This is a genomic window from Spirillospora sp. NPDC049024 (genome assembly GCF_040649235.1).
Classification (GTDB): Bacteria; Actinomycetota; Actinomycetes; order Streptosporangiales; family Streptosporangiaceae; genus Spirillospora.
Map to the genome: position 1 here is coordinate 1 of NZ_JBEZFD010000051.1, position 9,497 is coordinate 9,497.

At 74.1% G+C, this 9,497-nt stretch carries 8 protein-coding genes and 1 pseudogene; 3 read left to right on the top strand and 6 right to left on the bottom strand.

Features of this window, described 5'->3' with window-relative positions:
• Positions 1 to 92: pseudogene (locus AB0C21_RS43115) on the top strand (nitronate monooxygenase); the annotation flags it as partial.
• A gap of 311 nt (positions 93 to 403) precedes the next feature.
• On the opposite strand, the gene AB0C21_RS43120 reads toward AB0C21_RS43115, so the two are convergent.
• The 4 genes from AB0C21_RS43120 to AB0C21_RS43135 all read right to left on the bottom strand — a co-directional run bounded on the left by AB0C21_RS43120 (position 404) and on the right by AB0C21_RS43135 (position 3,198).
• Complete coding sequence (locus tag AB0C21_RS43120) at positions 404 to 628, bottom strand: helix-turn-helix domain-containing protein (RefSeq protein ID WP_500212297.1); 225 nt, start codon at positions 626 to 628, stop codon at positions 404 to 406.
• A complete protein-coding gene (locus tag AB0C21_RS43125) occupies positions 628 to 1,233 on the bottom strand; it encodes a DUF2975 domain-containing protein (RefSeq protein WP_500212299.1) in 606 nt (201 codons plus the stop codon). Before AB0C21_RS43125 ends, AB0C21_RS43120 begins: the two co-directional genes overlap by 1 nt.
• Positions 1,234 to 1,378: 145 nt before the next feature.
• Complete coding sequence (locus AB0C21_RS43130; RefSeq protein ID WP_500212300.1) at positions 1,379 to 1,948, bottom strand: hypothetical protein; 570 nt, start codon at positions 1,946 to 1,948, stop codon at positions 1,379 to 1,381.
• Positions 1,945 to 3,198: a protein kinase domain-containing protein gene (locus AB0C21_RS43135; protein WP_500212302.1), complete on the bottom strand. Its 1,254-nt coding sequence runs from the start codon at positions 3,196 to 3,198 to the stop codon at positions 1,945 to 1,947. Before AB0C21_RS43135 ends, AB0C21_RS43130 begins: the two co-directional genes overlap by 4 nt.
• A gap of 251 nt (positions 3,199 to 3,449) precedes the next feature.
• On the opposite strand from AB0C21_RS43135, the gene AB0C21_RS43140 reads away from it, so the two are divergent.
• Positions 3,450 to 4,280 (top strand): DUF6338 family protein, encoded by an 831-nt coding sequence (locus AB0C21_RS43140; protein WP_500212303.1) that lies wholly within the window; start codon positions 3,450 to 3,452, stop codon positions 4,278 to 4,280.
• A gap of 3 nt (positions 4,281 to 4,283) precedes the next feature.
• On the opposite strand, the gene AB0C21_RS43145 is transcribed toward AB0C21_RS43140, so the two are convergent.
• Positions 4,284 to 7,859, bottom strand: coding sequence for an indolepyruvate ferredoxin oxidoreductase family protein (locus tag AB0C21_RS43145; RefSeq protein WP_500212304.1), 3,576 nt, complete (start codon positions 7,857 to 7,859; stop codon positions 4,284 to 4,286).
• A gap of 34 nt (positions 7,860 to 7,893) precedes the next feature.
• On the opposite strand from AB0C21_RS43145, the gene AB0C21_RS43150 reads away from it, so the two are divergent.
• Complete coding sequence (locus AB0C21_RS43150) at positions 7,894 to 8,394, top strand: Lrp/AsnC family transcriptional regulator (protein ID WP_235036992.1); 501 nt, start codon at positions 7,894 to 7,896, stop codon at positions 8,392 to 8,394.
• Between the two features lie 18 nt (positions 8,395 to 8,412).
• Here AB0C21_RS43150 and AB0C21_RS43155 read toward each other — a convergent pair whose 3' ends face one another.
• Positions 8,413 to 9,162: a hypothetical protein gene (locus tag AB0C21_RS43155; RefSeq protein WP_500212306.1), complete on the bottom strand. Its 750-nt coding sequence runs from the start codon at positions 9,160 to 9,162 to the stop codon at positions 8,413 to 8,415.
• Positions 9,163 to 9,497 lie beyond the last annotated feature (335 nt).

The window sequence follows — 9,497 nt, forward strand, 5'->3', positions numbered from 1 at the left end:
GGCACCCCGTCGTGCAGACCGGCATGGGGTGGGTGGCCGGTCCGCGGCTCGTCACGGCGGTGGCGAACGCGGGAGGGCTCGGCGTCCTGGCGCCCGGGGGGCGCCGACCGCCCAAAAAACACGTGCGATTGCTGCATCGCCTCGGCTCGCCTGGCGGCTCACTCGGCGATCAGGTTCTCGCAGGCTCGAACCTGGCTTCGCTCGCAATCGCGACGGTTGGGGTTGTCGGGTGGTTGCTGTGGTGGCTGGGGTTGTTGCGCCCGACGGTGGCCGACTGCGCGGACGGTGCGGTTCGTGCATCGCCTTGTTCGCCTGGGGGCTCACTCGGCGATCAGGTTCTCGCAGGCTCGAACCTGGCTTGGCCTGTCGGTGGTCGCTGTGAGTGGGGATGTGGCGTGGGCTCTCAGTTCTCGGTGAAGGAGAGGATGTCGCCGGGCTGGCAGCCCAGCTCGCGGCAGAGGGCGCTGAGGGTGGTGAAGCGGATGGCCTTGGCGCGGCCGTTCTTCAGGATGGAGAGGTTGACGGGCGTTACGCCGACGCGTTCGGCCAGCTCGACGAGGGTGATGCCGCGCTCGGCCAGGACGGCGTCCAGATGGACGGTGATCTGGTGGGGGTCCTCGGGCGGCATCAGATCAGGCCCTCGGTGTCCTCGCGCAGCCGGGCGCCGTGCCCGAACGCCCCGGCCAGCGCGGCGATGAGGATGGCCAGCAGGACGGTCGAGGCCTGAACCGTGAAGCCGATCTCGATCACGGGCTCGATGGGGGTACCGCCGACCAGCGCGTTCATCGTGATCATGTCCAGGGCGGGGGCGGCGGTGCCGAGCAGCAGGACGGCGATGGAGATCGTGAAGAGGCGCCGGATGTTCGCCGGGACGAACACGTCCCCGGAACGGAACGTCGCGGCCATCCGCATCAGGAGCGACAGGATCACGATGATCAGCACGCCCCGGGCGACCTCGGGGGCGGCGAGCAGCACCCGGTCCCACAAGCCGGGGTCGCTGACCGCCAACTCGGCGTGGTGGGTGCCGCGCAGGGTCGCTCCGCCGGACGCGAGGTGCGGCACCTGCGCGGTGGTGTCGAGGCGGACGTCGCGGGTGTCGATCGGCGGGAAGGGGCCGGTCACGCCGAGGATCGGGAAGAGGACCTGGAACAGCCCGACCAGCAGCAGGCCGAGGCCGATGGCCAGTTCCAGGACGCGGCTGTCGAATCGCGTCCAGAGCGTCTTCGGGGCCATGCGCGTCTCCTTGAGGGGGGCATATCGTTTTTCGATAGTAACGATAAACGATATGTCGCCGTCAAGTCTTCGTCCGTGAACGGAGATGGAGGGGCGGGAGAGGCCGATCACCTCGGTCGGTGACGGCGGGTGAGCGGCCGGGTGTTCAGACGGGCGCGTCGTCGAGGATCTGGCGCAGTCTCTCGGCGCGGCCGCCGGTGATCGCGCCCTCGCGGGTGCGAGCGGCGATCTTGTGTCGCAGGCCGGCGACGTCCGCGCGTAGGCGGTCCAGGCTCCGGCCCCGGCGGTCGAGGATCCCCTCGATCACGTTGCCGAGGTCTACGCCCACGTCGTCGCGGACCTCTCCCGCGGCCACGCCCTCGTCCACGGCGCGGCGCAGCCTCATCAGGGCGCCGTCGACGCTCATTCCGCGGGGCGGGGACGTCTCGGGCGGCGTCGTCGGCGGGGGCGGCTCGGCGGGGGGCGGCCAGGGCGTCTGCGAGCCGGTCGTCTCCGGCGGGAAGGTCGCGGGCGGGGAGGCCGCCTGCAGCGGGAGCAGCCGGTCCGCGGAGCCGTCCCGGCTGGAGACGGTGTCGCCGATCCCGAGGACGAGCACGGTCGCCGCCACGATCGTGGCGGCGACCCCCGCCAGCGCGAGCCAGGGGAAGCGGACGGTGGACTGGGCGCGGGGCAGGTCCTCGCGCCGCCACTTCCCGGCCTCCCGCTCGCCCGTCATGCTTGCACGGTGGCGAGGACGCGGTTCAGTTCGTCCGCGAGCTCGGGGGACAGGCCGCGCTCCCGCAGCCGGGTGACGATCTTGTCGTGCAGTTCGGCGATGCGGCCGCCCACGTCGACGTCGCGGTCGGCGGTGAGGTCGTTCTCCAGGTTCGTGATGACGTTGTTGAGGTCGATCGCGACGTCGGAGCGGATCTCCCCGGAGGCGTAGCCGCGGCTGACGATGGGGCGCAGCCGTCCCAGCGCGTCGGTGACGCGGGGGGCGCCCTCCGGTGGCGGCGTCCGCGGCGTGCGCGCCGTGGGTGCCGGCGCCTCGGCCGAGGGGGCGGTGCTCGTCCGCGCCGGGGGCGCGACGGCGACCGGGGAGCGCGGCGCCGACAGCACGACCGCGGCGGCGGCCGTGACCGGGATGGCCGCCACGAGGGCGAACGCGGCTAGGCGGGCGCCTCCGCGGCGGGCCGGCGGAGGCGGTGGGGGAGGCGGGGGCAGGGCCCTGGTGCGGTTGTCGCTCGGCAAAGCCGTGCGGGAGACGGTGAAGACGGCGTTCGACGGCTCCTCGTCGCGGCCGAGGAGAGCGGCGACCTCGGCGGCGGACGGGGCGTTTCGGCCCATGCAGCGGGCGGCGAGCGCGGACAGGTCCGCGGGGGCGCCGGGCGCGACGCAGGCGGCGATGACGGCGCCGAGCGCGCGCACGTCGGCGGCCCTCGCGGCGGCGGGGAAGCCGTCCGCGTCCTCCCCGCCCTCGCGCGTGCGGGCGCCGCGGACGACGGCGCCGATGCCGGTGTCGACCACTTTCACGTCGGCCCCGGCATCGCCGTGGACGAGCATGACCTTCTCCGGGCGAAGATCGCCGTGCGTCACGCCCGCGGCGTGCGCGACCTCCAGGGCGCCCGCGATCTGGCCGCAGACGGCGGCCGCCTCGGGGGCGGGGAGCGGCCCGCGCCGCAGCCGGTCGGCGAGGGTCTCGCCGACCAGGAACTCGGTCACCACGAAGGACGCGAGCCGACCGGACGCGTCGCGGGTCTGGTCGCTGTCGTAGACCGTCTCCAGCGCGGCGTGGGACAGCGCGGCGGCGCGGTTCACGCCGCGCCGGAAGGCCCGGTTCGGGCCGGTGCGCGCGGGCGCCAGGACCTTCACCGCGACGGGACGTCCCAGGAGTTCGTCCCAGCCGCGCCAGACCTCCATCGCCCCGCCGTCGTCGAGGCGCTCCACGAGGCGGTAGCGCTCCGTCAGCCGCAAGCCCGATTCCACTCGACGTCACCCTCGTCGCACTCCGGTGCCGGGCGTGGTCCCCGGCTCGCCAGGAGGTACGCGCCGCGGGCGCGGCGGGGTTCGACCGGTCCACCGCGACCCGGAGCCGGTGCGCGGCGAAGTCCTTTCCGAACGGCTCCGGGAAATGGAACGGCAATTGGACCTGGAGTCAGCTGTCTCGATATTGAGAATCCCCGGTCCAACTGACAGGATCTGTACCTCATGACCCCCGACTCAGGGCAGGGGTGACCATGACCGAAGGCTCTATTGCCGTGCCTGTCGCGCTGCTGGCATTGGCGGCGGTGCCGGGCCTGCATTTCGATCTGGTGCGCGGCCGCCGGGAACGGGCCCGACCGGGAGACGCGCTGCCGCGGTTCTCCCGCGCGGTGGTCGCCGGGGTGGTGGTCACGACGGTGACGTCGATCCTGCTGGGCGTGCTGGGGCAGTCCGCCGTGCCGAGCCCCCGCCGCCTCCTGGACGAGGGCGGCGGTGCGGTCCCGACCCTCGCCGCGGCCTGGGCGGTGTGCTGTTTCCTCGCGATTTCCCTGACGCTTTCCTCGCTGGCCGCGGCCGTTCTCGCGCGCCTGGAGAATCTTCCCGGGCCGCTGCCCGCCGCGACCCGTCCGGCCACCGGTCCGCGCGCCGATTACGCCGACCGCGACGTCGAACTCGAAATCACGCTGAACAGCGGAGAGACCTTTCGCGGACTCCTCGGGGAGGAATCGGCGGCGCGCGGGCACGACCTGTCCTTCATCACCCTGTGCGGCCCCATCTTCCAGCTCGACGGGCACGGCGGCCCGCTGCCGCTGGACGCGCTGCACTGGGACCGGATGGTCGTGCCGACCCGGGCGGTCAACAGCGTCCTGGTGCGCCCGGTGGAGGAGCAGCCGCCCCCGCCGCAGGCGCTGCGCGGCGTGCCCTCCCGGCACTCCGCGCCGCGCCTGCGCCCGGCCGACCAGCTCAAGATCTTCGTCGAGCAGTGCTACGCGCGCCGGCTCGTGCCCGGCGCGCTGGTCAAGCTGCTGGCCCTGGAGCTGGTGGTGATCGCGCTGGCCGGGGCGCTGGCCGGCGCGATCACCTGAGCGTCACACCCGGCTGGGCGACCGCTCGGCCCGCCACGCGGCGAGCTGCTCGCGCAGGCTCTCCTCGTACCGGGTGACGTTCGCGGTCTTGACGTCCTCGTAGCCGCGGATCATGTCGGGCAGCTCGGCGATCCGCACTGCGGCGTCGAGGCGGCCGTCCCCGGCGGCCCCCGCCTCCAGCCCGGCCACCAGCTCGTTCACCACCGCGACGTACCCGGTGACGAGGCGCCGCTCGGCGCGCCGCTGCGCGGTGGCGCCGAACGGGTCGAGCGGGGTGCCGCGCAGCCGCCGCATCGCGCGCAGCGCGCGGAACGCCGGCCGGGCCGTCCGGCGCAGCGCGATCTTCCTGTCCACCCCGACGGCCCGCAGCAGCGGCGGGTGCAGCATGTACGCGACCGTGGACCCGGGGCCGAACTGCTCCTCGACGCGCCGGGTGAGCTCCGGGTCGAGGTGCAGGCGGGCCACCTCGTACTCGTCCTTGTAGGCCATCAGCTTGTGCAGGTTGCGCGCCACGGCGACCGCGAGCCGCCGCTCGCCCGCGCCCGCCGCCTCCTCGGCCCTGGCGACGCGCAGGACCGCGTCCAGGTACCGCTTGGCGAGCGCCAGGTTCTGGTAGGCGGCGAGGTCGGGCACCCGGATCCGCAGGACGCGGGCGAGTTCGCCGTCCACGCCGGACGCGTCGACGAGGTCCATCGCGGCCGACGCGGTCGAGTCCAGCGGGCGCGGCGCGACCTGCGCGGTCGCCGTAGTGGAGGAGGCGTCCTGGCCCTCCGGTTCGAGCACCAGCCGGCGGCCCGCGCGGAACGCCTGGATGTTCGCCTCCACCTGCACGCCGTTCAGCGTGAGGGCCTCCTCGATCGCCTTCGCCGACAGCGGCAGCAGCCCCGCCTGGTAGGCGGCGCCGACCACCACGAAGTTCGCGGTGGTCGTGCTGCCGAACCAGCGCTCGGCGAGCGCCAGGGCGTCGAGCGCGACCAGCCGGTCCGCCCGGGTGCGCTCGGCGATCTGCTTGACCAGGGACGCGCTCGGCGGCAGCGCCGCCGAGGTGTCGACGATCATCCGCCCGGTCGGCACCTCGCTGGTCGACACGACCGCGGCGGTCCGGTCCGGCGCGCAGCGGCGCAGGTTGGTCTCCGAGGTCCCGGCCAGCGAGTCGAACACGAGGTAGGCGTCGGCGCCGCCCGCGCCGACCATGCCCGGCCGGTCCCGGTCGGCCGTCCCGATGCGCAGGTGCGACACGACCGCGCCGGCCTTCTGGCTGAGGCCGGTCTGGTCGAGCGCGCGGGCGTGGCGGCCGTCGATGAGGGCCGCCGTGGCGAGGACCTGGTTGACCGTGACGACGCCGGTGCCGCCGATGCCGACGAGCAGCACGTCCGCCGACTCGGGCCGCTCCGCGGGCTCCTCCAGCTCACCGATCCGCGGCAGGGTGCGCGCCGCCTTGGGCTTGTCGCCGGGGATGACGGTGACGAACGAGGGGCAGTCGCCGTCCACGCACGAGTAGTCCTTGTTGCAGGACGTCTGGTTGATCTGCGTCTTGCGGCCGAACTCCGTCTCGACCGGCTCCACGCTGAGGCAGTTCGACTTGGTGCCGCAGTCGCCGCACCCCTCGCAGACCGCCTCGTTGATCAGCACGCGGGTCTGCGGGTCGGGGACGAGGCCGCGCTTGCGCTTGCGCCGCGTCTCGGCCGCGCACGCCTGGTCGTACAGCAGCACGGTCACGCCCGGGATCTCGCGCAGCTCCCGCTGGACGGCGTCGAGGTCGTCGCGGTGCCGGACCCGGACGCCGGGCGCCCAGTCGGTGCCGCGCGGGTAGCGGGACGGGTCGTCCGCCACCACCACGATCTTCGCGACGCCCTCGGCGTGCAGCATCCGGGTGATCGCGGCCGGGTCGGAGCCGCCGTCGGCGTCCTGCCCGCCGGTCATCGCCACGGCCGCGTTGTAGAGGAGCTTGAAGGTGATGCTGGTCCCGGCGGCGACGGCCTGCCGGACCGCGAGGCTGCCGGAGTGGAAGAACGTGCCGTCGCCGAGGTTCTGGAACATGTGCTCGGTGTCGGAGAACGGCGCCGCGCCGACCCACATCGCGCCCTCGCCGCCCATCTGCGTGGTGCCGATGCTGCGGTCGGTGAACACGGTCATCACGTGGCAGCCGATGCCGCTCGCCGCGATCGACCCGTCCGGGACGACCGTCGACCGGTTGTGGGGGCAGCCCGAGCAGAAGTACGGGGTGCGCGCCGGGGCGAGCAGGTTGATCTGCGGCTTGCGGGGCTTGAGCACGGCGTCGCGCAGGTCCACGTGCTCCTCGCCGACGCGGTCGGCGAGCAGCCCGGCCAGGGCCTTCACGAGGCGGTCGGCGTCCAGGCCGCCGTCCGTCGGAACCAGGCCGGCGCCGTCCGGGCCGTTCTTGCCGTACACGGCCGGGCGCTCCGCCAGGTCGTACAGGACGTCCCGGATCTGCGTCTCGACGAACGCCCGCTTCTCCTCCACGACGACGATCTCGCGGAGCCCGCGGGCGAACTCGCGGATCCGGTCGGCGTCGAGCGGGTAGATCAGGGCGAGGCGCAGCAGCCGGACGCCCCGGCGGGCCAGGGCCTCGTCGTCCAGCCCCAGCCGGTCGAGGGCCTCGCGCAGCTCGACGTAGGTGCGGCCCGCGGCGACCAGCCCGATCACCGCGTCGCCGGCGGCCCCCTCGATCCGGTCGAGGCCGTTGGCCGCGGCGTAGGCCGTCGCGGCCTCCAGGCGGCCCTGAAGGACCTCCGTTTCGAGGGCGTTCGTGCCCTTAAGGTCGACGCCCGGCTTGCGGGTCGGCTTCCAAGGGCGGCCGCGCCACGCGAACTCCGGGTACACCGGGTCGGGCACCGGCTCCACGTCCACGACCTCGTGGGAGTCGGCGACGTCCGTCACGAGCTTGAACCCGGTCCACGCCCCGCTGAACCGGGACATCTCGAACCCGTGCCGTCCGAGGTGCAGCAGGTCGCCGACCGACCCGGGGACGAGCACCGGCATGAACGCCTCGGCGAGCGCGCCCTCCGTCGCCGACGGCAGCGTGGACGACTTCGCGGACGGGTCGTCGCCCACCACCGCGAGCACCCCGCCGCGCTCGGACGTGCCGAGCCAGTTCGCGTGCTTGAACGCGTCCAGCGACCGGTCCACGCCGGGCGCCTTGCCGTACCAGAGCCCGAACACGCCCTCGAACCGCGGCCCCGGCAGGTGCTCGACGAGCTGCGACCCGTACACGGCCGTCGCCGCGAGCTCCTCGTTCACGCCCGGCACGAACCGGATGTCGTGGCCCTCCAGCAGCTTCGCGTCCCGCATGAGCTGCTGGTCGAGGCCGCCGAGCGGGGACCCGCGGTACCCGGACACGAACCCGGCGGTCCGCCAGCCGCGCCGGGCGTCCGCGCGGCGCTGCTCCAGCAGCAGCCGGACGAGCGCGTGCACCCCGCCGATCGCGATCCGGCCGCGCTCCAGTTCGAGCCGGTCGCGGAGGGGGGAGGAAGAAACGGTGGTGCTCATGCTTGCATTGAGCCGCCTTTGCTGAGCGGAGTGCAAGATGGTGGGACGATACTTGAGCAGATTGCTCAAGTCAGAATCGAGTTACCCGCCGGAGCTGAGCGTTGTGACCCGTACCACTCTCCTCGACCTGCAGATCCTCCGCCGCCTCGTCGAGCAGCCCCGCATCGGCGTCACGGAACTGGCCGCCAAGCTCGGCATCGCCCGCAACACCGCGCACGCCCGCGTGGAGCGCCTCGAACGCGAGGGCGTCATCGGCCACCGCGGCCGCGAGGTCGACCTCGGCGCCATCGGCTTCGAGCTGACGGCCTTCGTCACCCTGGAGGTCGCCCAGGGCCGGCTGCGCGAGGCCGCCGTCGCGCTGTCCGCGATCCCGCGCGTCCTGGAGGTCCTCGGGATCACCGGCCAGGGCGACCTCCTCGTCCGCGCCGTCGCGCCCAACGGCAAGCAGCTCCACGAGGTCATCGACTCGATCCTCGCCTGCCCCGGCGTCCGCCGCAGCACCACCTCGATCGTCCTGACCCACCAGGTCCCCTTCCGCATCGGCCCGCTCCTGGAGGACGAGGAGAAGCGCGCCCGCGCGAAGGCCCGCAAACCGGCCGACTGACGGCGCCGCCCGGGCCGGTCAGCGGATCGTGACGCGGACGCTTCCGTACGAGAGGCGCCCGCCGCCGTCCGCATCGACCGCGACGATCAGCGCGGGGCCGGGCTTGAGCGCCTTGTGGAACGGTGTGTCCCACCCGTCCGCGCCACGGATGGATCCCACGGCACCGAGGGTCTCACCGTCCCGCCGCACGACCACGTACGCGGGAGGACTCCCGGTCGCCGCACGCAGGCGCGGGCGCGCGTCCACGGTGGCCCGCGCGGCGGGTTCCAGGATGCGGACGGTGGCGGCGGGCGCGGGATCGACCCGCCCATCGGCGGAGCCGTCCGCCATGGAGTGGACGACGACGGCTCCGGCCGGCCGCAGGCTCCGCTTCTCGACGAGCAGGTAGAGGAACCGGCTGGGCGTGCCGCGCCCCTGCGTGAGCTGGCGGACGAGCCTCCACCCCGCGGACCCATGGGAATCCGGGGCGAGCCGAGGGAGCGCCCCGCGCAGACCCTTCACCGAGCCGTACCGCCGCTGCGCCTCGGGCGTCAGCAACCGCCAGGCCGCTCCGGCGTCGCGCCGGGCCACGGCGGCCTGCCACTCGCGCGGCACCCCGCTGATCCCGCTGGTGTCCGGCGGCAGCGCGCACCCGCACTCCCGAGGCCGCGCGGGCTCGGCGAGGACGACCACTGCTGTCGCGACCGCTCCCGCCACGGCGACCGCCCCCGCCAGGATCGCGCCCAGAAGCCATCGCCGCCCCAGAACCGCCCGCCGAACGCCCGCCACCGCCGCCCCCTCACCTCTCCGAACGCCCGCTCGGACGCTCCCGCCGACCCCGAGGTTCCGCGAAGAGCCGTATTTCACCGACCCGCCGGTCAGTCGGCTGTGTCTTTGTGGGAGGCGACCCCCCCACACCCCCCGCGCGACTGACCGGCGCCCTCCGCTGCGCTCCGGGCGCCCGTCAGTCGGCTGTGTCTTTGTGGGAGGCGCCCCCCCACACCCCCCGCGCGACTGACGGGCGTCCTCCGCTGCGCTCCGGGCGCCCGTCAGTCGGCTGTGTCTTTGTGGGGGGCGACCCCCCACACCCCCCGCCCGACTGACGGGCGCCCTCCGCTGCGCTC